Origin of the sequence: Amphritea atlantica (assembly GCF_018860855.1) — a bacterium.
In the GTDB taxonomy this organism is placed as follows: Bacteria; Pseudomonadota; Gammaproteobacteria; order Pseudomonadales; family Balneatricaceae; genus Amphritea; species Amphritea atlantica_A.
The window spans coordinates 139451-164557 of sequence record NZ_JAHKQE010000022.1 but is presented as its reverse complement, the minus strand read 5'-3'; the positions used below and the strand labels follow the sequence as shown (position 1 = coordinate 164557).

General features: G+C 47.9%; 20 protein-coding genes. 12 read left to right on the top strand and 8 right to left on the bottom strand.

Annotated elements, in window-relative coordinates; genetic code table 11:
• Positions 1–80 precede the first annotated feature (80 nt).
• The 4 genes from KO512_RS09950 to KO512_RS09935 all read left to right on the top strand — a co-directional run bounded on the left by KO512_RS09950 (position 81) and on the right by KO512_RS09935 (position 4614).
• A complete protein-coding gene (locus tag KO512_RS09950; protein WP_215952193.1) occupies positions 81–1415 on the top strand; it encodes a ferredoxin reductase family protein in 1335 nt (444 codons plus the stop codon).
• A gap of 79 nt (positions 1416–1494) precedes the next feature.
• Positions 1495–1884: a PepSY domain-containing protein gene (locus KO512_RS09945; RefSeq protein WP_215952192.1), complete on the top strand. Its 390-nt coding sequence runs from the start codon at positions 1495–1497 to the stop codon at positions 1882–1884.
• A 13-nt stretch (positions 1885–1897) separates the two neighbouring features.
• Positions 1898–2425 (top strand): DUF2271 domain-containing protein, encoded by a 528-nt coding sequence (locus KO512_RS09940; RefSeq protein ID WP_215952191.1) that lies wholly within the window; start codon positions 1898–1900, stop codon positions 2423–2425.
• Complete coding sequence (locus KO512_RS09935; protein ID WP_215952190.1) at positions 2392–4614, top strand: PepSY domain-containing protein; 2223 nt, start codon at positions 2392–2394, stop codon at positions 4612–4614. Before KO512_RS09940 ends, KO512_RS09935 begins: the two co-directional genes overlap by 34 nt.
• 180 nt (positions 4615–4794) lie before the next feature.
• On the opposite strand, the gene KO512_RS09930 is transcribed toward KO512_RS09935, so the two are convergent.
• The 4 genes from KO512_RS09930 to KO512_RS09915 form a co-directional block, all read right to left on the bottom strand.
• Positions 4795–6108 carry a cytochrome c gene (locus KO512_RS09930; RefSeq protein WP_215952189.1) on the bottom strand — a complete coding sequence of 438 codons (1314 nt, stop codon included), beginning with the start codon at positions 6106–6108 and terminating at the stop codon, positions 4795–4797.
• A 5-nt stretch (positions 6109–6113) separates the two neighbouring features.
• On the bottom strand, positions 6114–7883 hold the full coding sequence (locus tag KO512_RS09925) for a GMC family oxidoreductase (protein WP_215952188.1): 1770 nt from the start codon (positions 7881–7883) through the stop codon (positions 6114–6116).
• A 3-nt stretch (positions 7884–7886) separates the two neighbouring features.
• Complete coding sequence (locus KO512_RS09920) at positions 7887–8549, bottom strand: gluconate 2-dehydrogenase subunit 3 family protein (protein WP_215952187.1); 663 nt, start codon at positions 8547–8549, stop codon at positions 7887–7889.
• A 555-nt stretch (positions 8550–9104) separates the two neighbouring features.
• Positions 9105–9896 carry a CLCA_X family protein gene (locus KO512_RS09915; RefSeq protein WP_215952186.1) on the bottom strand — a complete coding sequence of 264 codons (792 nt, stop codon included), beginning with the start codon at positions 9894–9896 and terminating at the stop codon, positions 9105–9107.
• A gap of 692 nt (positions 9897–10588) precedes the next feature.
• Between KO512_RS09915 and arsB the strand changes: the two genes are divergently transcribed.
• Genes arsB through arsJ form a run of 6 tightly spaced genes read left to right on the top strand, consistent with a single transcriptional unit; the run spans position 10589 to position 15332 of the window.
• Positions 10589–11611: an ACR3 family arsenite efflux transporter gene (gene arsB, locus KO512_RS09910; RefSeq protein ID WP_215952185.1), complete on the top strand. Its 1023-nt coding sequence runs from the start codon at positions 10589–10591 to the stop codon at positions 11609–11611.
• Positions 11611–12606: a permease gene (locus KO512_RS09905; RefSeq protein WP_215952184.1), complete on the top strand. Its 996-nt coding sequence runs from the start codon at positions 11611–11613 to the stop codon at positions 12604–12606. Before arsB ends, KO512_RS09905 begins: the two co-directional genes overlap by 1 nt.
• 8 nt (positions 12607–12614) lie before the next feature.
• Positions 12615–12860, top strand: coding sequence for a thioredoxin family protein (locus KO512_RS09900; RefSeq protein WP_215952183.1), 246 nt, complete (start codon positions 12615–12617; stop codon positions 12858–12860).
• A 38-nt stretch (positions 12861–12898) separates the two neighbouring features.
• A complete protein-coding gene (locus KO512_RS09895; RefSeq protein ID WP_215952182.1) occupies positions 12899–13075 on the top strand; it encodes a hypothetical protein in 177 nt (58 codons plus the stop codon).
• 7 nt (positions 13076–13082) lie between these two features.
• Positions 13083–14093 carry an ArsJ-associated glyceraldehyde-3-phosphate dehydrogenase gene (locus KO512_RS09890; RefSeq protein ID WP_215952181.1) on the top strand — a complete coding sequence of 337 codons (1011 nt, stop codon included), beginning with the start codon at positions 13083–13085 and terminating at the stop codon, positions 14091–14093.
• Between the two features lie 6 nt (positions 14094–14099).
• The gene (arsJ, locus tag KO512_RS09885; protein ID WP_215952180.1) at positions 14100–15332 is read left to right on the top strand and encodes an organoarsenical effux MFS transporter ArsJ; all 1233 of its coding nucleotides are present in this window, start codon (positions 14100–14102) and stop codon (positions 15330–15332) included.
• A gap of 70 nt (positions 15333–15402) precedes the next feature.
• Here arsJ and KO512_RS09880 read toward each other — a convergent pair whose 3' ends face one another.
• Positions 15403–17133, bottom strand: coding sequence for a SulP family inorganic anion transporter (locus KO512_RS09880; RefSeq protein ID WP_215952179.1), 1731 nt, complete (start codon positions 17131–17133; stop codon positions 15403–15405).
• 188 nt (positions 17134–17321) lie between these two features.
• Here KO512_RS09880 and KO512_RS09875 point away from each other — a divergent pair, with 188 nt between their 5' ends.
• Positions 17322–18161 (top strand): LysR family transcriptional regulator, encoded by an 840-nt coding sequence (locus KO512_RS09875; protein ID WP_215952178.1) that lies wholly within the window; start codon positions 17322–17324, stop codon positions 18159–18161.
• 319 nt (positions 18162–18480) lie between these two features.
• A complete protein-coding gene (locus tag KO512_RS09870; RefSeq protein WP_215952177.1) occupies positions 18481–20628 on the top strand; it encodes a methyl-accepting chemotaxis protein in 2148 nt (715 codons plus the stop codon).
• Positions 20629–20754: 126 nt separating this feature from the next.
• On the opposite strand, the gene KO512_RS09865 is transcribed toward KO512_RS09870, so the two are convergent.
• The 3 genes from KO512_RS09865 to KO512_RS09855 all read right to left on the bottom strand — a co-directional run bounded on the left by KO512_RS09865 (position 20755) and on the right by KO512_RS09855 (position 24937).
• Positions 20755–21966: an acetylornithine transaminase gene (locus tag KO512_RS09865; RefSeq protein ID WP_215952176.1), complete on the bottom strand. Its 1212-nt coding sequence runs from the start codon at positions 21964–21966 to the stop codon at positions 20755–20757.
• A 317-nt stretch (positions 21967–22283) separates the two neighbouring features.
• Positions 22284–23714, bottom strand: coding sequence for a class II fumarate hydratase (locus KO512_RS09860; RefSeq protein WP_215952175.1), 1431 nt, complete (start codon positions 23712–23714; stop codon positions 22284–22286).
• A gap of 80 nt (positions 23715–23794) precedes the next feature.
• Positions 23795–24937 (bottom strand): flavohemoglobin expression-modulating QEGLA motif protein, encoded by a 1143-nt coding sequence (locus KO512_RS09855; protein WP_215952174.1) that lies wholly within the window; start codon positions 24935–24937, stop codon positions 23795–23797.
• Positions 24938–25107 lie beyond the last annotated feature (170 nt).

Here is a 25107-nt window from a genome sequence, read left to right as displayed (position 1 = left end):
ACTAATCCAGCTAATGCCTTCAGCTGATTGTCAGGAATAGGCGATAACATACGTACTAAATGCAGTACGGGATGACTAAGATGAAACCGAAAAAACTCAACATTACCCTGGCACTGATCACCGCCGGCATTCTTATTATCTGGGGCTGGAGCTACCAGATGAGCACGACGGTAAAGGCTTCACTACCTTGGGAGATTTATGACAACGGCCTCTATCTGAGCGGCTTGTTATCCATCGCATTTATGTCTGTGACTATGATGCTGGCTACTCGTCCAGTTTGGTTAGAAACATCCTTTAATGGTCTCGATCAAATTTATCGCCTGCATAAATGGGCCGGTATTCTAGCGGTTGTTTTTGCCCTATCTCACTGGTTAATTGAGATGGGTGATGATCTAGTTAAAGCGCTCTTTGGCCGAGCGGGACGTTTGCCTGAGCAAGACTTTTCAGGTTTTACCCATATGATGAGGGAGGCGGCAGAAGGGATTGGCGAATGGGGTGTCTATCTGGTATTTGCCATGCTGATACTGACACTCTGGAAACGCTTTCCTTACAACCTCTGGCACTCTGTGCACCGTGCTATGCCGTTTATTTATCTAGCACTCGCTTTCCACGCGGTCTGGCTAGCGCCTTTGGTTTGGTGGCAACAGCCCATTGGCTGGCTGATGGGATTATTACTCGCAGGCGGTAGTTTCGCTAGCCTCTTATCGATCAAAGGGCTAATAGGGAAATCACGGCAGGTGCAGGGCTCCATCACCTCGATCGCAACATCAGCCATGGGTATCACCGAAGTGAAGTGTCAGTTGGAGCGCCCATGGAAAGGTCACCGTGCAGGCCAGTTTGCGTTTGTGACCTTTGAGCCTAACGAGGGTGCCCACCCTTTTACCATTGCCAGTGCGGATCATGGTAATGGTCAGATCACCTTTCACATTAAAGGGCTGGGCGACTATACGCGGCAGTTGGGTTATCGGTTAGCAATCGGCCACCCCATTACCGTTGAAGGACCTTATGGAGAGTTTAACTTCAAACAGCGGAAGCACAATGCGGCACAAATTTGGATCGCCGGCGGGATTGGTGTCACCCCTTTCTTAGCATGGCTTGAAGCACTGCAAAATCAGCGGGAAGACTCTCTCGAAGCTGAACTGCATTATTCCACCCATGATGGCATTACAGATCCTTTTGTTAAGCGATTACAGACAGCCTGTAACGGTTTAAGCGGCATCCAGCTGCAGATACATAACAGCAGTCAGGGCCACAAACTCACGGCTGAACAACTCCTCACACAACACCCTAAGGCAAAAGCGATGGAGGTTTGGTTTTGTGGTCCCTCAAGCTGGGCCAATACCTTAGAAAAAGAGCTACGTGAAAATTTACAAGGGTCTCTGTCGTTCCGACAGGAAGCATTTGAACTGCGCTAAATCTATAACACTGACCGCCTTCAGCTGAATGTCAGGAAAGAGGTTTAGGATAAACAATGAAGTCATTAGGAGGTACAACATGAAAAATACACTAATTACTGCCTTTTTAAGCACCTGCTTGATCAGTGGTGCCGCGCTAGCCAGCGATGATTGCACCGATCCAACCGTTGATTGGCAACCTAAAGAGCGTCTTCGTCAGATGATGCTAGACAATGGCTGGGAGGTAAAGCGCATCAAAGTGGACGATGGCTGTTATGAGCTCAAAGGACGAGATCGTAAAGGTCATCGAGTTGAAGCTAAATTCTCACCCGCTTCACTAAGGGTTATCGAACTTGAAATAAAATTTGATGATTCAGATGACGCATCCGACTACCTGAACTTAGGTAACCAGGCCCAACCATCATCAACTAGCGACTTAAACTCCGGTAGTAACACGCCAACAAACAAACCAAAAGTCACAATCGAATAAGGGAGATAAAACCATGAAACGTTTAGCAACAACCCTGTGTTTGGTTGCGGCAACTTTACTATCCTCGCAATCTTATGCGCGTGATGTCACCTTGACCACTCAGCTAAAAAACTATGGCGGTGATGGTGCTTATCTAGCCATCTATTTAACCAATGCCGAAGGTCAGTATCAAAAGACCCTATGGGTGGCAGGGAAAAAATCAAAATATTACAAACACTTGAGCGGCTGGGCGCGAGGAAGTGGTCAACGTAAAAGTGAATACGATGGACTGTCTGGTGCCAGCGTTACAGAGGGTAAGACATTAACGGTCACCCTTGATCTAGCCGACACCTATATTGATGCAGGATTTCAGCTCCACGTTGATACCGCTGTCGAAGATATGCGAGATAACCGTAATGATGTTGTCGTGCCATTAACCAGTGAAGGGGTCGATAAACCCAATAATGGCCGCGGTTATATCAAAACGTTCACCTACTCGTTTTTAAATGACTGCCTAGGAACCCCGTCATGTTACGTCAGTTTCACTCCCTGTCCGGCTTAATAGCAACACTGTTCGTTGTGCTGCTCACCATCTCCGGTGCTGTGCTTTCGCTTGATCCGATTTTAGAGCGCTCACAGGCTAAAATAGCGGGCACATCATCAATCAGCGTGGCGGAGCTAGCGGGTAAGCTTATCACTCGCTACCCTGGCACCGAGCAAATACAACGACATCCGTCAGGCAGTATCATTGTTTACTTTACTGACGGCGACCAAACAGGTGCGGATCTAATCAACCCGCTAACGGGGGCAACGATTGGCGCCTATTCCAGCTCACCCATTATGGTGTGGATAAAAAACCTGCACCGTTCTTATCTGTTGGGAACACCTGGACGAGTGGTGGCTGGGGTTGCCGCTTTCTTTATGCTGCTGTTAACCTTTTCCGGTGCCTTCATGTTGATCAATCGACTCGGCGGTTGGCGCCATATTTTTCGACCGATCCAAGGGCCCGTTAAGCAACGACTACATACAGAGGTAGGTCGAGTGGCGGTACTGGGCCTGATATTATCGGCTTCCACCGGCCTGTATATGTCAGCCATGACTTTTGAGTTGATACCGGACTACTCATCGGCTGAGCCCGATTTTCCAACCCATGTCGATGGCGGTGTGCCTGCACCCATTGATACCCTGTCGGCATTAAAAGCGATCCCGATTACCGAGTTCAAAGAGCTGGTTTATCCCTATCCAAATGACCCAATGGACGTTTACTCCATTACCACCGATCAAGGGAGCGGCTTTGTTGATCAAGCAACCGGTCAGCTGCTCTCTTATCAAGCTTACGGTAATCCACAAAAGCTCTATGAGTTTATCTACATGTTACACACCGGCAAAGGGCTATGGTGGCTTGGCCTATTGCTTGGCTTGAGTGCGCTCACTGTGCCATTGATGGCATGGACCGGCATCCAGATCTGGTGGAAGCGTAAGCAATCCGCCACAACCATTAATCATAATAGTGCTGCTCGCGTTGCCGATACCATCATTCTGGTTGGCAGTGAAAGTAACAGTACTTGGGGCTTTGCCAAAACCCTGCATGACGCCCTTCATCGCTTAGGATTTCAGGTTCACACCGCATCCATGAATCAGATTGGCAACCATTATCCACAGGCAAAACGGATGTTTATGCTGACCGCCACCTATGGGGATGGTGACGCACCGGCATCGGCGAATCATTTTCTGACACGACTGGCGAAAATGTCGAAGACACCCGATGTTCCTGTTGCCGTATTAGGTTTTGGTGATCGACAGTTCCCTGAGTTCTGCCAGTTTGCCAAAGAGGTTGAGGCCGCGCTCATCACCAAGGGCTGGCCGCAACTACTGCCACTCGAAACCATCCATCGACAATCGCCACAGGAGTTTGCCCGCTGGGGCCATGCTGTGGGTAACGTCATCAAGAGGGAATTAACACTCGAGCATGTCCCGGTTCATCCCGCTAGCACGACGTTAACGCTTGTCGAACGTGTCGATTACGGTGCAGCAGTGCAAGCACCAACGGCGGTCTTACGCTTCAAGTCATCGGTAGAGCGTAATAACGGTCTGTTAAATCGTTTACTGAGACGCACCGGTTTACCGCATTTTGATGCGGGTGATCTTGTGGGTATCTTAGCCCCAGGTAGCAGTGTGCCGCGATTTTATTCGTTAGCATCCGCGTCGAAGAATGGCGTGCTCGAGATCTGCGTTCGTCATCATCCTGACGGTTTATGCTCCGGTTTTCTTCATGGCCTATCCGTCGGTGACACCATTGAGGCCTTCATCAAGCTTAATCCGAGCTTTCGCCCAGCATCGGGCAAAGCACCGATAATACTGATCGGCGCGGGCACTGGCATTGGGCCGTTAGTCGGTTTTATCCGTAACAATAAAGCACATCACCCAATACACCTTTATTGGGGCGGTCGTAGTCCACAGTCTGATTTTCTCTATGAGACAGAGCTTAAGCGCTACATAAAAGATCAGCGGTTAACTAAATTAAATCCGGTTTTCTCCCGCATCAACCAAGGCGCATATGTGCAGAATAAGATTACTGAAGATGAGGTGGTGATACGTCAATTGATCGAGGAGGGGGCGCAGTTTTTAATATGTGGCGGTCGTAACATGGCGAGTAGCGTAGCGGCGGCACTGGACAAGGTAATTGCCCCCCTGGAGATCGATGTGGCGACACTGAAAGCGCAGGGACGCTACCGTGAAGATGTTTATTAACTGAGTCAGCTGCGATTAACGTGACTAAACCGTTTGCTAGCTTGACTAGCACTTTCTATTCTCGCGAATAGAAAGTGTTTCTGCCGTGTTCGGTATCATTTAATCCTGTGTCACTCCTATAGCTTAACCCTATAGCTTAACCCTACAGAAAGTGACACAAAACGACGTTACCCTTTGATATCACTTAGATGTTGTCGCACGCACCTCGGCAACAGTCTTTGCAGTGACTGGGCCTGCATTATTACCCCACGCCTGTCGAACGAAACTTGCCAACGCTGCGACTTCATCATCCGACAACCGCTCGCGGAATCCAGGCATCCGAAGACGCGAAGGTCGGGTTGCTGTCGATGGCATTTCAGCACCGTTCAAGATCACATCAAGGAAGCCTCCCTGTTCATCGGCCAACACCATTGAATTCCCGACGAGCTCTGGGAATACGCCATCAGCCCCCCGACCCGCGCTAAAGTGACAGGCGTTGCAGTTATCGAGATAAAGCCTTGCCCCAAGTTCCATATCCGGTGATGCCGCCAATAACATCGCCGCCGTGCTCTTTTCTGCTTCCACATTAAGAACCCGAGGAGATGACTCGGTATCGACTGAAATGTGCCGTAGATATTTAGCAATCGCAGTTAAATCTTCATCCGTAAAGTATTGCAACGAATGCGAAACAACGGCTGTCATTTCACCGGCAACACCGCTGTGTGCATTACGCCCCGTCTTGAGGAAGGACACCATCTGCGCTTCGTCCCAGTATGCCGAAACACTGTTAGAACCACGTAGTGGTTGCGCATACCAACCGCCGATAACGCCACCCGTTAAGAATTTGCTATCCTCGGCGTTATATCCAGATTGAACGAAAAGAGCCGTGCGAGGACTGTGGCATGCACCGCAGTGACCGGGTCCTTCGACCAAGTAAGCGCCCCGATCAAGCACTGGATCGTTGTAACGTGGCTCGAAACCCGCATCCTTATAAGCAACCCAATCCCACAACCGAAGACCCCAACGCTGATTAAAGGGAAACGGCAGCTCTGTTTCCGGTGCTTTTTCAGCAACAGGTTCAACCTCGTTCATCAAGTAATCATAAAGGCTAGCGATATCAGCTTCACTCAACTTACGATAGTTAGCCGAAGGCATCGCTGGATAGAGGCGATGTCCACCCTTACCGATTCCATCGTAAAGTGCCGCCCGGAAATCATCCAATGTCCAATTACCGATACCATACTCAGGATCAGGCGTGATATTGGAAGAATAGATCGCGCCCAATGGGCTATCGATAGAATACCCTCCCGCGAAGGGCTTGCCGCCTTCCACGGTATGGCAAGCCATACAGTCACCTAACCGGCTCACATACTCGCCAGAACTGGCAACGACGACATCATCTGATGCAATCTGAGCCTGCACGGGAGTCCGCTGAGTCGGCACAAACATAATGGCTAGAATAACGATGACGCCCAAAACAATGAGAGCCCCAGCTAATCTCAAAACTTTACTCATAATACTCATACCAATGGCCCCGGTGCAGACAGATAATCACGGCGAATAGCATCAAGAGTCCAGTAAGTGAGTCCACCTAGCGCACCGGTTGGATTGTACTGCAAGTTTTGCGGAAACGACCCAGCCCCCAGGAGAAAAACATTATGAACATCCCAGCTCTGTTGATAGCGATTAATGACCGACGTCGCAGGGTCTGTACCCATCGCCGTTCCACCAACGTTATGCGTCGATTGATAAGGACGGATATCGTAGCGTGCACCTATATCTTTGTAGGACGATTTGAAAGACGTTGGGTTTAACTCTTCCACAACCCGTTCGATCTTTTCTTTCATGAACTGTGACATACGGATATCGTTGTCTTTCCAATCAAAGGTCATCCGTAATAGCGGCCTACCGTGACGATCGGTATACGTCGGATCAAGATCAAGATAACAATCTCGATAAGACATGTTAGAACCATGTAGGCTCACCCCCAATGAGTGCCCGTACCAATCCTTCACTCCTTTTTTCCATCCGGCTCCCCAACTAGGTACACCGGCGGGCAGAGGAAGATTTCGAATGGGTTGACCGTTTAACTGTGAGGCATGAATGTAGCCCCCACCGATAAACCCTTCGGCGGCAAAGTCTATCTGATTGGTGCCGTAATCATCGATGACATAGGCAGAAGATCCTGAGCCGACAAAGGGGTTGAACTCTACATCTTCAAAAAAGGCCTTCGTGCCGCCAGTCATTTGGTAAGCATAATTACGCCCAACCACACCCTCGCCCTTCACAGGATCGTAAGGTTTACCAATTCCAGATAGCAGACACAGGTGGGTATTGTGCAGTGAATAGGCTGCCATAATGACAAGATCTGCCGGCTGAAAGACCTCTTCCTGCGCGGCCTCATCAAAATAGGTCACACCCGTCGCGGTTTTACCATCGGCCGATAACTCCACCTTAAGCACCTCGCAATGCGTGCGATAGCTGAAGTTATCATAGCGTTTCAGTGCATCGAGTATGCAGGTTTGCGGTGATGATTTAGAGTAGTTCAAGCAACCATAACGCTCACAAAAGCCACAATAATTACACGGCCCAAGCTGCATGCCATATTCGTTAACGTAGGATTCACTCGCTATCGCAGCAGGCATAGGGAAAGGATGCAGCCCCAGCTCCTCGGCCTTATCGCGGAACATCCGTGGCCCAAGTTGCATCTGCAGCGGTTTCATCGGAAACTCGCGCGATCGGGGTGCTTCAAAGGGGTTACCGCCAGGGACAGTCTTGCCACCGAGGTTCCCAGCTTGACCGGAAATCCCCAGCATATACTCAAAGCGGTCAAAATAGGGTTCTAGCTCTTCATAGCTCACACCCCAGTCCTGAATCGTCATATCTTCGGGAATAATATCGGCCCCGAACTCTTCAGTGACGTAGGACTTCAGCCTTAACTCTTCGGCCTGAGGGCGCCACGTATTGCCGTTCCAATGCATACCTGCGCCACCGACACCATCTCCGGGCAAAAAGGACCCAAGATGACGCATCGGCAAGGCGGTATCGTTTTGCCCATGTCGAAGTGTGACTGTTGATTTAGCCGGTTTTTGCATGAAACCGTACCGCACCCCGTAACGCAACTCATCCGCTACATTGGGATACTGGAAATCGGGTACCGTATCCCGATCGGCACCACGCTCAAGCGCTAGAATATCCAACCCCTCTTTAGCTAGTTCGATGCCGGCGATAGACCCCGTCCATCCAAGCCCAATAATAACAACATCTTTTTTAGGATCTCTACGTGCCATTACTTAAGCCCTCTCGCCGGAAATTGATACAGGACCCAATGGATATATAACATTGTCCATTGCCGGGTCGTTCCATTCGAGAAAGCTCGCTCGGGCACCAGGAAAGCCGATATAGACCCAAGCAGCCATGCCATGATTACCACCATAACGTGGATCGCTAAAATAACCTTCTTTGGTGTTTTGCAGTAACAGAGCGAAGAAATCTCGCAAGTTATCAGGCAGACCCACATCACCTTTTTCAAGAGCGACCAACGCAAGATCTTGGGTCGCCGCATCAAGACTTTCAAATGCAGAGCCATGAGTCTCTTTACACCAGTCATCAAAGTAAAGAATACCCTGACGGTAAATATCCGCTGGGGGTAATGGACTCTGAAAGCCCATAAGAGGATTAGCACTAGGATTATGTGGCGCATTCATATACCAATCGGCAGCAGCACCAAAATCACCGGCTAGCTGAAGATCAATAAAGACCGGCACACGCGCCTCCAGTGCACCAGGCCCTTCGCCATCAGATGGTATAAGCCGAGATGTTGCGGCATTGATAAAAGTCCACTCATTTGCAGAGAAGAACACAGGAACATAATCTGCGAGATCGGGAACCGCTGCGTGGCCAAAAGGGTGCTGGGCAAGCGTTACGAGCGCCGTCCCTGCCATTCCTGCTGCCATGAACCCACGTCGCGATAACTTAAAAGTTGGTATCGACATATATAAAGTTCGCTCCAGCATCAACCTCACTCATATCCATGAGCGAGGAAAATGTTTGTTAGTTGTATTGGTAGGAAGTAGCCACTTAACTCCTTTTTCATCCAAGACAACAAACGCTACGAACTATATAGGAGCAAGCTAACTATTTGACGGTAACAACAGTGTGTAAATCAAGTCACAGGACGCGACTGATACAATACGACTTTCAGTATCCAATACTGAAAGTCATACTCAAAATGCTACGTCAGTAACAATAGTCTACTCCTTATAAAGTGAGATTTTAAATATCTCTCGTAGAATTAGATGCCAACGCTAATAAACAGCTAGTCAATAATGCTGACACCCTACTGAACTTATCAAGATGTACAGGCGGTATTGATCTTAAAATAAAGAACACGTCACACAAAGTTAGCCATTCATTATCTAACGGTTTGAACGATTAGATAGACCGAAGCATGCTTACCAACACAAAGCGTTGAACGGCCTCAACTTAGACTGCATCGGAAAGCGTGTTTCTTAACGCATACTTCTACGAATCTCGCTATTTAAAGCGGCCCCTAAGCGATTAAAGTAACGCTGAAAGGCTAGATTGATACGTTCACGTTGCTCACCTCGCGGATACAAGCCCTGCTCAGCTTCGGCGGTCATTTTAGTCCCCGAAACCAAAAAATTATTGGTGATAGCCGCATCTTGAACAAAGGCTTCAAACGCCCTCGCGCATAACTCCTCAGCCTGACTGTAATAGACTTGGTTCATCACCTTATCGACCCGCACTGATGCCTCAAATAACGGACTCGGGGAATCACCATCCTCAGCTAACATGATCTGCCTGAAACAGGCGTACAGATCATCATTCAAGGGATGAACCACGGGCGTCGCATCGGCTAACCAAGCTTTTGACGCGAACATGCCTGCCGGAGCATCATCAAAGGCGGTACCACCGAGGTAATGATCGAGTGCGTGAAACCACTCATGTGCAATACTGCCTGGGCCTGCATTTTTGGCCAAAGAAAAGCACCGCATCGACGGTTGATAATGAGCTGCAACACCGGGGCGTCCACCGATACCATATTGTAACGACAAGGTTCCGCGCAATGAGATCAGCGGCTCAGGGCATTTCAAGATGGTCATCAGATCAACCAAGGCATCGTAAAATAACCCCGCCGCTCGGTTTTGCTCCGCCTGCGTCACCCAACGACCAATGCCGATAAATCTGAAATCAAACCGCTTCCTGACTTCAACAAAGCCAACGGGATTGCCTTGCCGTACATCCGGCCCATGGCGATAAAATTCACGCGATAACGTCATACAACTACAATACCCGCTCTACCCTATTTTTAAATCAGAGAGATGATTGTACTCCCGTAACGAGAGAGTAAGCAGTGTTTCATATCAGAGCCTAGACTAAACCGTGAAGCGACAAGATTCGCACCCGCTAAAATACAAAGACAAAACAGAGATATTTAAAATTTATGCGCTATGCGTTGAATAGCGAATTACTGGGTTAATTTTTAACACTTGGCCATCCGTCACCGTAATCTCTCCACAAAAGCAGCCTCACAAGCTTGATATATACGAATTACCATATATAGTTACAATCACATATATGAAAAAACACATATTAATGAGATTAAGGCTAACGATTGACCAAACTCTCGACCTGAGACTGGCCATCGGCTCTTTGATCCATGAGACAAGAGTAAAATGAACAGCAGCTCCGCTATGCAGCCTACACAGTTTTATAAATGTCTCACTGATGAAACACACCTTCGCTGCCTGCTACCGATTCTGTCAGAGCAGGAGCTATGTGTTTATGAGCTGATGCAAGCCTTAGCGAGAGCCAACCTAAGATCTCCCGTCACCTCGCACAGCGCAGCAAGAGATGTTGTCACGCGTATTGAGAATATAAGCATCAAAACAACGTCTTAGCGGGTTGCTAAGAATACGATGAAAAATAAGCTATTTTTCGCCATACACAGATAAAAAGGAAGAAAGTCATTATGGGTATGTTTGAACGCTATTTAAGTGTTTGGGTAGCCATCGCCATTATCGGCGGTGTTGCCTTTGGCAATCTATTCCCTGCGCTATTTCAACTCATTGCGGCCTTAGAGTTTGCCCATGTCAACTTGATCGTTGCCCTTCTTATTTGGCTGATGATCTACCCTATGATGGTGCAAATCGACTTTTCTTCACTGAAAGACATCGGTAAAAAACCCAAGGGATTGATTCTTACCTTAGTGATTAACTGGATGGTCAAACCGTTCACTATGGCACTGCTTGGCTGGCTATTTTTTAAAGGTATCTTTGCCGACTGGGTCGACCCTCAAACAGCCAATGAATACATCGCTGGGATGATTTTATTAGGCGTGGCCCCCTGTACCGCGATGGTCTTCGTCTGGAGCCAGCTGACCAAGGGCGATCCAAACTATACCCTCGTGCAAGTTTCAGTAAACGATATCATTATGATATTTGCCTTTGCCCCGTTAGCGGCTTTTTTATTAGGTGTGACCGACATTTCGGTCCCTTGGGATACATTACTCCTCTCCGTCATACTCTATGTGGTTATCCCATTGGTCGCCGGTGCTATCACAAGAAAAAAGGTCGATCGTCAACAGGATCACGCCGCGCTAAACCACTTACTGGCCGTACTCAAACCTTGGTCGGTGATCGGGCTTTTAGCAACGGTGGTTTTATTGTTCGGTTTTCAAGCGCAAACCATTTTAGCACAGCCCGAGGCGATTCTTTTGATTGCGATTCCGCTCCTGATACAAACCTACGGAATTTTTGCTATAACCTATTTCATCGCTTTAAAAATGCGACTACCTCACAATATTGCAGCCCCTGCCTGCATGATTGGCACATCGAACTTTTTTGAGCTCGCCGTCGCAGTCGCCATTTCTTTATTTGGACTTCACTCGGGGGCCGCTTTAGCGACGGTCGTTGGTGTTCTCGTTGAAGTTCCTGTTATGTTGAGTCTCGTTTGGTTTGCTAACCGAACCCGACACTGGTTTGGAGAAGCATAATGTTTGAAATATTTACCCAATTAGCCGACTGGCTAACCTATGCAGTGCTTGGCCTTTCGCCAGATTCAAAACTCGGTGACGCGGCTCACTTTTTTATCGAAGATGTAAGCAAGATCTTTGTACTGCTACTGGTTATGATCTATTTCATCGCGCTATTAAGAGCGTCACTCAATGTTGAAAAAGTGAGGGATTATCTGGCCGGAAGGCATCGCGGCATTGGTTACCTGCTGGGTTCAGGGTTTGGTGCGATCACCCCCTTTTGTTCCTGTTCCAGCATTCCGGTATTTTTAGGCTTCACCTCCGCCGGCATTCCTGTTGGCATCACCATGTCTTTTCTTTTGACCTCCCCCTTAATCAATGAAGTTGCCATTTTATTGCTCATGAGCTTACTTGGCTGGAAGTTCACCGTGCTATATGTCGTTATCGGTATGTCCGTAGGCATTATTGGTGGTTTCTTTCTGGATAGCATCAGGGCCGAGCGCTGGCTGCAATCCTTTGCCGCAAAAGCACTAGCCGCAGGGCAGAATAAAACAGCGCCCAACCAGCCTAAACAAGAGCCTACAGTCTTACCCTTTTCACAACGTCACCAGTTCGCCAAAGGTGAAACACTGGAGATTTTTGGTCGCGTCTGGAAATGGGTCATTATCGGTGTTGGCTTAGGTGCCGCCTTACATGGCTTTGTGCCTGACGGTTGGATTGAAACATACCTAGGTGATGGGCAGTGGTGGTCTGTCCCTGCCGCCGTGTTATTGGGCATTCCGCTTTATTCTAATGCGACAGGCGTTATTCCGGTGATGGAAAGCCTAATCATCAATGGCCTGCCCATCGGTACAACGCTGGCGTTCTGTATGAGTACCGTTGCGGCCAGTTTTCCTGAATTTATTCTGCTTAAACAAGTGATGCAATGGCGGTTGCTGGCCATCGTTTTTGTGATGCTATTAGTATCCTTTTCGGTGGTTGGATGGCTGTTCAATGCCTTTTCGTCTTTCTTATGAGGTGATATATGAAACAGATAAAAGTGTTAGGTAGCGGTTGTAGTAAGTGTAAAAAAACTGCTGAGTTGATCGAACAATTAGCACATGAGCTGGCTATACCGGTAAGTGTCACAAAAGAGACAAGTCCTGAAGTTATTATGGGTTTTGGCGTGATGAGCACCCCTGCTGTGGCGATTGATGAACAGTTAGTTCACTCAGGGTCGGTGCCTAACGCAGCACAGATAAAAGAATGGCTGACTAAAGAGTCGTCATGACGCTCTAGGCGCACTCACGCTTAAAAAGGGCACAGGAAATGCTCGTTATTTATTATGGTGAAGGCGCTGGCCGTACAGGCTTAATGGCAACGGTATTACGACTAAAAGCAGGTAAACAATGGCAATCAGTTGCCTCTTATATTCAGGCATTAGGTTCTAATACTTTAACGCTGCCAAGTCATATCGGTTTTATTAATACACATTATTCGGTTTGAGGTTTTTATGACAATTAAAGTGGGTATCAATGGTTTCGGCCGTATGGGTCGCTTATCACTTCGGGCAGCATTCGACTGGCCTGAAATAGAGTTTATCCAAATTAACGATCCCGCTGGTGATGCAGCGACCTTGGCCCATTTGATTACCTTCGACTCGGTACATGGCCGCTGGCACCATGAAGCCTCTGCTGAGGGCTCTGAGATCCTTATTCAGGATAAACGCATTTCATGTACGCAGAATAAAGCGATAACCGATACTGACTGGTCTGGTTGTGACGTCGTCATTGAAGCCAGTGGCAAAATGAAATCAAAAGATCTATTACAGGCTTACCTTGACCAAGGTGTTAAGCGTGTCGTCGTTACTGCTCCTGTCAAAGATGATGATGTACTCAATATTGTCATGGGCGTTAACCAGCATTTATATGATAAATCGAAGTACCCTATTGTCACCGCTGCATCTTGCACCACCAACTGCCTAGCACCGGTTGTAAAAGTGATTCATGAAAAACTAGGGATCGTGCATGGCTCCATGACCACCATTCATGACATTACCAATACCCAGACAATTCTTGACGCGCCCCATAAAGATCTGCGGCGCGCCCGTGCCTGCGGAATGAGCCTAATCCCAACCACCACGGGCTCTGCTACCGCTATCACGCAAATCTTTCCCGAGTTGAAAGGCAAACTAAATGGCCATGCCATTCGTATTCCGTTAGCCAACGCGTCCATTACCGATTGTGTATTTGAAGTGAGCCGAGCCACCAACGAAACTGAAGTAAATCAGTTTTTAAAAGAGGCTGCGGAGAATGAATTAAAAGATATTCTCGGTTATGAAGAGCGCCCCCTTGTATCCATTGATTACAAAACGGACCCTCGCTCTAGCGTCATTGATGCGCTATCGACGATGGTGGTCAACGGTACGCAGGTGAAACTTTACGCTTGGTACGACAACGAATGGGGATACGCAAATCGTACAGCCGAGCTCGTCCGCCTAGTGGGTCTGTTAGACAAGGAATAGTAAACAATGCAATGGCTAGCACAACTATCCCCTCAAATCCGTCAATATATGGTTGTCACGGGTAATTACTGGGCATTTACCTTAACGGATGGCGCACTAAGGATGCTGGTTGTGCTGTATTTCCATGGGCTCGGCTATAGCCCACTGGAAATCGCCATGCTATTCATTTTTTACGAGATTTTTGGCGTAATAACCAACTTAATCGGAGGCTGGCTTGGGGCTCGCATCGGTCTGAATAAAACCATGAATATTGGCTTATTCATGCAGATTGTTGCCCTGTGTATGTTGCTAGTGCCGACCACCCTACTGACAATTCCTTGGGTCATGGCCGCGCAAGCCCTCTCGGGTATTGCCAAAGATCTCAATAAGATGAGTGCCAAGAGTTCGATCAAATTGTTGGTTCCCGATGATGCCTCCGGTCAGCTATACAAATGGATCGCTATTTTAACCGGCTCCAAAAATGCATTGAAAGGGGTCGGATTTTTCTTAGGCGGCGCGTTACTAAGCCTATTCGGATTTGCCGATGCGGTACTCACCATGGTGATCGGATTAACCGTGGTGTGGATACTCAGCCTACTCAATTTAAAAAAGGGCTTAGGTCAGGCGAAAAACAAGCCTAAATTCACGGATATATTCTCTAAAAGCAGAGCCGTTAACTACCTTTCTGCGGCACGCATGTTCCTGTTTGGCGCTCGGGATGTCTGGTTCGTAGTTGCTTTACCGGTGTTTCTGGCTAATAGCTTCGGCTGGGATCACTGGTCAGTAGGGGGCTTTTTAGCCACATGGGTCATCGGCTATGGCATTGTGCAAAGTTTAGCCCCCCATGTAACAGGTAAACGCACCGGTAGACTTTCTGATGGCCGCCAAGCGGTCGTTTGGGCTATTGCGCTGGGGATAACGCCAGCCCTCATCGCGCTATCACTCACCTATCACTGGCATGTGCATTTGATACTCATTGGTGGCCTGCTAGTCTTTGGCGCGCTGTTTGCGGTTAACTCATCATTGCACAGCTATTTAATTGTGAGTTATGCCGGTGAAGATGGCGTATCCCTTGATGTCGGTTTTTACTATATGGCAAACGCCATGGGTAGACTGATAGGTACCGTGCTATCCGGCTGGATCTATCAGGACTTTGGTCTCGCCGCCTGCTTATGGGTTGCGACACTGTTTATCGCCATTACTGCGCTCATCTCGCTGGGCTTACCTAAACATCAAACACCGTTAACGGCAAAAAATTAATATCCAGAGCCGTTTAGATGTTTAACAAGCACTGACACAAAATACCTCAGCAGTGCTCCCTATAGCTCAATCAAGGACACTGCTTGAATACCCTTTGCTGGCATTGCTTACAGATATCGGGATTTAAACGTGGCACTAAGGTACTCAAGGCATCATCCACTGTGGCATAAAAATTCTCTTCTCCTAATTTTGCCAAAAAATTTAACGCGGCCAACTCGTCTTTAACAGTGTTTTTTAACGCGCAGAAACTTAGTGTGAAACCTTTTTCCTGTAGATACCGAGCCTCTTTCAACAGCATTTCAGCCCCCGCATAATCAATAAAATTGATACCGGTACAATTAATCAAAATATGGTTTCGACCATGATTCTCCTCACTAAAACGGATCAAGTTTTTCTGAATATGATCCACCGCACCAAAGAAGAGAGAACCGTCAATACGGATGATTTTAAGTTGTGGACACTCGGGTAACTGGAAACGCTGGACGCTGCGCAGATCCGTCCCCTGATCGATCGACTTAGGCGCAACCTCCATCATCTTCGGCGTCGAGGTTCGTTTTAGATAAAAAATTAGCGACATCAACACCCCCAGATAGATAGAAAATTCTAGGGCGACAATCAAAGTCGACATAAAGGTTACGAGAAGGATTGAGGCTTCCTGCTTACTACTGTGGAGAATCTCTCGAATATGACGGACATCGATGAGGTTCCAAGCGATTAACATGATCGCACCAGCCATCGCTGGCAGCGGTAAGAAAGCGGTCACCTGTGGCGCAAAGAGTAAAATCAGTACCACGATCAACGCGGCAAACATCACCGCTAGTGGTGTTTTTGCACCGGCATCATAATTCACCCCACTACGGGTAAACGAACCCGAACTCATATAACAAGAGAAAAAACTCCCAACCACATTAGAGAGCCCCTGACCAATAAACTCCTGATTCCCATCGATACGCTGGCCCGAATGAATCGCAATGGCCCGCGCAATCGCCACCGCTTCGACCAACCCGAGTATCGCGATTGCCAGTGCCCCAGGCAGCATCGCACTGAGTGTACCGACAGATAAGTCAGGCAGAATGAAAGCCGGCAGTTGCCCTGATAGTTCCCCCACCATCGGCACGCCTTGGCTGACACCGTTTAATAACCAGCAGAACAGACTTCCCATGATCATACCGAATAACATCGCCGGAACTTTCCGGCTCATTTTTTTGATCAGTAGAGTGCTACCTATCGTCACCAGCGCAATACTCAGTGAATAGCCATTAAAATCTTGTAAGTGACCCAGCATAAACTCCCAATCTGCATAGAAAGGTTTTCCGGCAGGGATTGATAATCCGAGAACATGTTTAAACTGACTTGAAGCAATAAGGATCGCGGCACCGGCGGTAAAGCCGATCACCACCGTATGGGAGATAAAGTTAACCAACATCCCCATGCGAGCCAAACCAAAACCGAATTGAAACAGCCCTGCTAATAATGTGAGTGTCAGCACCGCCGGAATATAAGCCTCGATTCCCTGAGGCACAATATTGCTGACTACACTCAGCACCACGATCGAAATCGCCGCCGCAGGGCCAGACACCATATGACGGGATGAGCCAAATAGACCGGTAATAATGGGGACAATAATCGCTGTGTATAAGCCAAATTCAGGAGGTAAACCCGCAATCATGGCGTAAGCAACACCTTGGGGTAATACAACAATTGCACCGGTAAGACCCGCCAGTAAGTCCGCCACCAAAGAGTGACGATTAACTTCCCGCCCCCAAACCAGAAAAGGCATCCAGCAGCGCAATGTTTTCATTAGGTTTCGTCTAGCATGATCTGACGCTACGATTCTCTTGCTCATACTCAGTATCTGTTGTCATTGGTTTGGCTTGCAGAGCCTCTCATCGAGGCCCACAAGGCTTGAGGCAGACATCCTACGAGAGTCTTGCTATCATGAGAAACGATATTAAATGGCTATTACGGCCAAAAAAACAGGATATTGATGTGGATTTAGTTCTTCTGCAAACCTTTATCGAAGTCGCTCAAACCCGCAACTTTGGCCGCGCAGCTGAAAACCTATACGTTTCTTCTTCAACCGTCAGTGCCCGCATCAAGCAGTTAGAAACACTATTAGGTTTATCACTGTTTACCCGCAAACATCATGAAGTCAGCCTAACCCCTGCTGGTGAAGGCTTTGAACGACATGCTCGCTTTATTCTTAATGCTTGGGAAAGAGCTTATGAGGACACCGCGTTAAGTGACCGGCACCACAAACGACTCGTAATTGCCGGTGTATCGAGTCTTTGGGATATCTTCTTACAAGATTGGTTGAGTGATATCTACAACACTATCCCAAATATTAGCTTGAGGGCAGAAGAAAGCACCCCCTTACGCGTGGTCGAAAAATTAGAGCAGGGATTGATCGATGTCGGCTTTATGTATGAGCAACCAAGTCTGAAAGGGTATGTCGTTCAGGAAGTGGCGACGGTCCCCATGATACTCGTATCAGATAAAGCGGATACAGCGGTAGATAAAGCCATAGCAGAGGGTTATATCCGAGTTGAATGGGGTGCAACCTTTGCGGGACTGCACGAATCCACATTTCCTCAAAGACCACTGGCTAGAGTGCGGGCCAATAGTGGCCGTGTGGCTCTTAACTTAATACTCAGCTGTGGCGGCGCGGCTTATCTTCCCCAAGTCATCGCTAACCCATTACTCGAACAGGAACGGTTACACCTTGTTAATGACGCCCCCACCATCGAAATGACCGCCTATGCCGCCTACAGTTTACATGGTGAACATCGCACGTTAATCCGGTCATTGTTAGCCCGCTTGGCGCTTTAAACCACCTTCAACTTCATCCGCTACTCATATCGGATGGCTGGCACTGATAGAACAAGCTATTTACCGCTGAGCAGATCACCAAAAAGAAAAACCCAGAGGGTCTGCTGCCAAATACCCCTACGTAGCACAAAAACACCAATACGCACCCTTATTGTGCATTTATAGCTTTATGCAAAACGAAGCGCCCCACAATAAAGCCATACTTTTAAAATGGATAAGGGTGAGGTTGGCTTTTGCTAATTTTCAACCTAATGGAATAAAAATTGCATTCAACACTATATCGCCTGTTAATACTCTGTTCTGAGGAAAGTTATCATCCATGACTAAGCTTAAAAGTAGTTCAATGAACCTCAGCCAACAGGAAAAAAAGTGGCTTAATTGGTTTGGTAAAACCAGTAAATTATCGATGTACAAGTCGTGTTTCCTCAATCGTCATCAATACCATTCGGTAGAGCAGACATTTGAAGGCATCGCCTCAACACGGGTGAAAATTCTCAATCAATGGGTAGAACATCAATGGGATCAGCTGGAATTTATCGCTGATTATCTTGCACCCACCTTTGCGGATATTAACTTAACTTGGCTCAATGAACGCCTAGTCTCAGCCCCCGATTTTTCCGAATTTTTTGTAATTGATATGCATGGTTCGGTGATCACTTCTACTTATACAGATCATATAGGTCATACCGATCTGCCGACTGCCGCATGGACAGCCGGAGTCAAGCAACCCTTCCTACACGGCCCATATGTAGATCCGCTGACGTTAGATATTGGCCCCTCCAGCTCTAAATTCCATGATGAAGTCACGCTCATGTTCTATCAGCCGATCAAAAAAGATGGCGTATTTCTGGGCGCTATTTGTGGTCGTGTACCCAACGATGTACTCGGCGACCTTATTCAACGAGAGGCGGGGCATATTTATCCTGAGTCCGGTGATAACTATATTTTCATGGTCGACTCCCATGTCGATAGCAGTATTCAGCAAGGTACCGCCCTTTCACGTTCCCGCTTTGAAGATAATACCTTTTCCCATGGTGAGAATTTAAAAAGCGGCATCCATACCCAGTGGGGCACCGTCAGAGTTAGGCGGCATACCGAGTTAGAGCTACGCTTCACCGACCCCGCCACAGGGCAACTCCATCCCGGTGTCCGTGAAACCATAAACAAAGGCGAAAATCTATTTATCACCTATCCTGGCTACTCGGATTATCGCCATATCCCTGTGATCGGCAAGGGCGTCACGTTTCAACTCAAAGGGTCTCCTGATCGTTGGGGGATGATGTGTGAAGGCGACTTAGAGGAGGTCTATCGTCGACGCTCAATCAATCTCAGTTTAATGAAAGGCTATGGTCTCACTGCAGCGGCCATTCTCGGCGTTAACAGTGGATTGCACTATTTCACGCCGCTGCCACAGTACACCATTGATGCTATCTCAGTATTACTACTGCTCATAACAACCTTTATGTTCCCTAAGCTAAGTACCAATCGATTAGCCTCAAGACTGGATGATATGACAGAGGTCATCCGCACGATCGCTGAAGGTGAAGGTAATCTTCGTCAACGTATTTCATCCCGTCAGCTAGTCGCCGATGAAACGGGTGATATGGCGCGCTGGATCAATAGTTTTATTGATAGCCTAGATGGCATTGTAGGCCAGGTTATTACCTCTAGCAGTAATGTAAAACTCACCAATGAAGCGATGCTTGATACCAATAAAGAAGCCTGTCAGGTGTCCTCAGAGGTGAGCGACTCTATTCAAGAAATACTGACACTGCTCGAAGAGCAACTGGTTGAAATAGGCCAAGCATCTAACACCGCTGAATCGCTGAAAGATGCCATGGACACCGTCGTTTCCGATGCACGGCAACAATTTGAATCGGTTCGTTCAGGCACAGAGGATATTCGCAACATCGTTGAGACATCCGCGAAGAAAGTACAATCGCTTAATAGCCTAACGGTGGAAGTCGGAAAAATCATTGGCGTCATCACTGATATTACCAATCAAACCAACTTACTGGCCCTAAATGCAGCGATTGAGGCAGCAAGAGCCGGCGAACATGGCCGCGGCTTCTCAGTGGTCGCCGAGGAAGTACGTGGATTAGCACATAGAACCGCCGCCTCAGCCAACGAGATTCAACAGATGATTGAGGGCATCCAGCAGGAAACCCAAAGTGCGGTCGATTTTATGGAATCAGGGGTGCAGGATGTAGATCGCAGTTTGAAAAAGACCGAACAAGCATCCAGTGAAAATACCAGCCTGCATAAGCTAGTTGAGCATATGTTCTTAGCCATCAAACAGCTAGATGAGAACAGTCAACGTCATGGTGATACAGCTCGACGGGTAGGTGTTTCGGCAGAACAGATGAACGACTCTATCGGCACACTACAAGATAGGTCTATCTCGGTTAAAAACACTGCCCATAAGCTCAATCAATTAGTCAGCGTATTTCAGGTAAGCGCGCATTAGCCTCGACGTCTGCGATTAAGGTGATCGACGCCGATATGCTTTAAATTTCTGGCCGCCAAAGTGCGGCCAGAAATAACCGGCAAAACCACTGAGCTAGGACGACCTAGCCAGATTCCACCTTATCGTTTAACTCTCTTTCTGGGATGAAGTCAGTGCGGTTAACACATCGTTCAAAATCACAATCCCGTCATCGACCTCTTTTTCTGTCAAAGTCAGCGCGGGCATAAACCTTAGAGAATCCTCTCGAGGTGCATTAAGCAGTAATCCTGCATCCCTGGCTAATGTCACAATCTGCGGGGCCGAGATCTCGCCGGTATTCATTGCCAACAACAAACCTTTTCCTCGGGTCGCACCTAGCCCAAACCGTTTAGCCAGCACTCCGAGTTGTTGACAGAAATACTCACTCACTCGGTTAACTTGGGCCAAAAAACCGTCCGCCAATACTTCATGCAATACCGCACCAGAGACGGCACACATCAAAGGGTTACCATTAAAAGTCCCCCCTTGATCGCCGTACTCAAAGCAGCTCACCGCTTTATCGATCACCATCGCCGCAATAGGAACACCGCCACCCAACCCCTTACCTAAGGTCATGATATGTGGATGCGCCTGATACTGTTGATAGGCAAACAAGCTACCGGTACGACCAATACCGGTTTGTACTTCATCCACAATTAACAACAGGTTATGCTGTTTACACAGCGCATCCAGCCCAGCAACGAATTCTGCATCAGCAGGAATTACGCCGGCTTCCCCCTGAATTAACTCCAGCATAATAGCCACTGTCTGATCATCAACGGCGGCCTCGGTGGCACTTAGATCATTGTATGCCACCTTAGTAAAACCACTGACCTTAGGTTCAAACAAAGGGGCGAATGCATCTTTTCCCGTAGCCGACATCGTGGCCAAGGTCCGACCATGAAAACTGTGGTCGAAAGTAATGATCTTATAAGCACCATTTTTGTGCTTCTGACCCCACTTACGGGCGAGTTTAATCGCACCTTCATTGGCTTCTGCACCACTATTGGTAAAAAAAACCTCATCTAATGCTGAGTTTTCACACAATAGTTCAGCTAACGTGAGCATCGGCTGATTATAAAAAGCAGGACTCGGGTTGATCAGTTGTGCTGACTGCTTGATCAATGCTTGCTGCATCACGTCAGGGCTATGCCCTAGGGTGTTAACTGCCCAACCCTGAATCCAATCCAGATAGCGTTTGTCATGCTGGTCAAATAGATAGTGCCCCTCTCCTCGCATAAAACAAAGTTCAGGCCGTGGGGTAATCGGAATCAGGTAACGCTGTTTCGCCAATAAATCGTTTGCAGATGAGTCATCCATCCTAACATTCCTTATTAATCATTTATTTAAGACAAAAAAAACCGCAGGGGCTACCTGCGGCTTGTTTAGAATTTTGTGAGCTTAGACGGTGATCGTCATCAGCTTTCAGCACCCCAACAGACACAGGTAATCGATGCACGGCGTCGCAATGCATTCGGGCTGTTAGCTGTTAAAATAAGAGTATTCGTTTGCTGTTTCATATTGGTTTGAGTATCAGCCTAATTTCACTGTCGGTCAATACACCTAAATAAATTTTTTAGACCTCTGCAAAGCTTTAGATGACCATCACACTGTCATCTATCATTCGCAAACAGGGGCTATAACTGTTTATCCAATACATCCCGCATCAGCCGGTCAAACTCTACTTGGGTGTAATAACCCAAAACTTCGGCCGCCACGGCCAGTGAGCTGTTATCCTGATGCGCCTGATGCACAATCGCCGAGGCGACATCGTAACCTAACTGTGGAGCCAGCAGCGTGATAACTGAAAGGTTATCCGCCATATGCTGTTCAATCTGCGGGGTGTTCAACGTTAATCCAGCAACACAGTTGTTAGCAAATGATTGCATGGCATCGGTGAGCAGCTGAAGGCTTTCCATCAGGTTATGAATAATCACCGGTCGATAGGTATTCAGCTGTAACTGCCCCTGTGAGGCGGCCATTGAGACGGTCAAGTCATTACCAAACACCTGTAAGCACACCATGCTTAACGCTTCACATTGAGTTGGATTCACTTTACCCGGCATAATCGAACTGCCCGGCTCATTAGCGGGTAGCTGCCACTCATTAAAGCCACAGCGCGGGCCACTGCCTAACAGACGAAAATCATTGGCTAGTTTAAGCAGTGCCGCTGCTAACTGCTTCAACGCGCCGCTAAAGCGAAGAGAAGCATCCTCTCCCGATACCGCGGCATAGAGATTATCATGGGCACTAAAGGGCCAGCCATACTGTTGCGCTAGAACCTCAGCCACCTGCGTGCCAAATCCTGTGGGGGCATTACTGCCTGATCCCACCGCGGTGCCGCCTATCGCCAATTTATAAATAGCGGTTAGACTGTCATTCACCGCGTCTCGTGCCTCTGTCAGCTGGGTGATATAAGCAGATAACATCGCGCCGATGGTCAATGGCAACGCATCCATCATATGGGTACGACCAACCGTATGCACCGCGGCAAATTCGATCTGCTTCTCTTTCAAACGGCCAATTAGATGATCGATAGCCGGTAATAACAGTGTATGGCTCTGCTGCGCCGCCACCAGATGCATCGCGCTAGGGAACACATCATTGGATGACTGTGACATATTGACGTGATCATTAGGGTGAACCGCCTCGCCTGTTTCGCCTATCTGTTTTTCGATACTCTCTTGAAAGCGATTTGCCAGCGTGCAGATCACCTCATTGACGTTCATATTGGTCTGAGTGCCAGAGCCGGTTTGCCAAACCCTTAGCGGAAATTGATCTCGATATTCGCCTTGCAGTAATGTATCACAGGCTTGAATAATGGCGTCATAATGTCCGACCGATAGGCGTCCGTCACGATGATTCACCACCGCGCAAGCACGCTTTATGGCCACCAATGCGGTTATAAAGTCGGCCTCAAAACACTGCTTACCGATATTAAAATTGATCAGTGAACGTTGCGTTTGCGTACCCCAAAGCGCTCCGTCTTCGACCACGACGGGGGCAAAATAATCACTACTTTGTCCCTGTTGATCGCTATCCTTGCTGTTTTTACTCTTGCTTTTCATGATCTCGCCTCAGTTGATCGGCCGCGCTCTTTATCACGGCCAGCTAACGCTTTAACTATAGGCTAGAAGAGCGATATTCTCTATTTAATCGCGTGGGTAATGAACTGCTGAATAACATCATTTTCAACCGGATTGGCGATCGCAGGACTGATCAACTTAGGCTTAATCAGATAGCCCTTATCGATAAGCCGAGTAATTAGTGGTAACTGGGCAATCGACACCTTACCACTCAGCAGATTACTAAAATCCTCACGGGTTTCGTAGGCGTTGAGCATCTGATGCAATCCTTGTAGATAGAGGTAGTCTTTAGTTAGGCCCCCGCCTCGATAGACCCGTGCGGTGATGGTGAAAGCTTGCTCATCGCCAACATGGTGTTGCTCCTTCAACAGCAGGAAGGTTTTTTTAAAGTCGTTCTCTTCAATCATCGACTCAACCGCCAATACCCGTAGCGCCAACACTTTCAAACGGGGCAGCGTCATGAAACCGGCCAGATATTCACTCAGTATCGCCAGACCCTCTTGAGTCATGGTATTAACCGGACAGCCCATCGCCAACACCCGCAGGGGCTGACTGCGCGCATTGAGCGTCGTCACCAGATGTACGCCTAGCTCGTGATGCGCTAAGGCATTGACCTCGGTGGGCGAGATCAATGCCGAGCTATTCACCTTAACCGTGGTGCCCGACACCAATGCATTAGCAATCAAGCTATCGTCCAGTTTAATCTGATATTGATAGTTTTCCCGCTGTGCAAACGCTTCAAGGTTAGCCACAATATCCGCCGCACCGAGCAGCGTATCGCTGCTCTCTTCTGTATCAGGCAGATGCAAAATAAAGTTGGCATTACGGCTATCTTTCTCACTCGGCTCCCCGTAATAACGCAACGAATCATAAAGAAAGTCCGGCGTGCCGATCGATTTATATTGATCGATTTTATCCACATAGGATTCAATAACACTGCTATAGAGCGTGAACAGATCGTCGTCGCCCAACTCGTCAACCGGTAAATTAAACAGATTTCGCTTCAGGCGAAATGAATCGATCGGCCTCGTTGCGTAACTAAAGTTTGGACTTTGGGAAAAATTAGAGGCAAAAAAAGCCTGTTTCTCTTGGCGAAAATTCTGCGGAGATACCGCATCAAGAATATTGATCCCTTTGACCTGCTCGAACAGAGCATTATCTAACGTCTGAATCGAGGCCGTAAGCACTTCATCACGCTTCATCATACTAAGCTTCCTAGCCGCTCTGCGGCCGAATAAACTGAGGGGCGAGCCCGCTTTTCCAGCGGGCTAATCCCCCTTGATAACGTTTATTCTCATGCTTTGCACGAAATACTTTTGCGAATCAAGATTCTCAACTGAGTAGCCGAACCCTAGCATCTTCAACGCTAGCCATT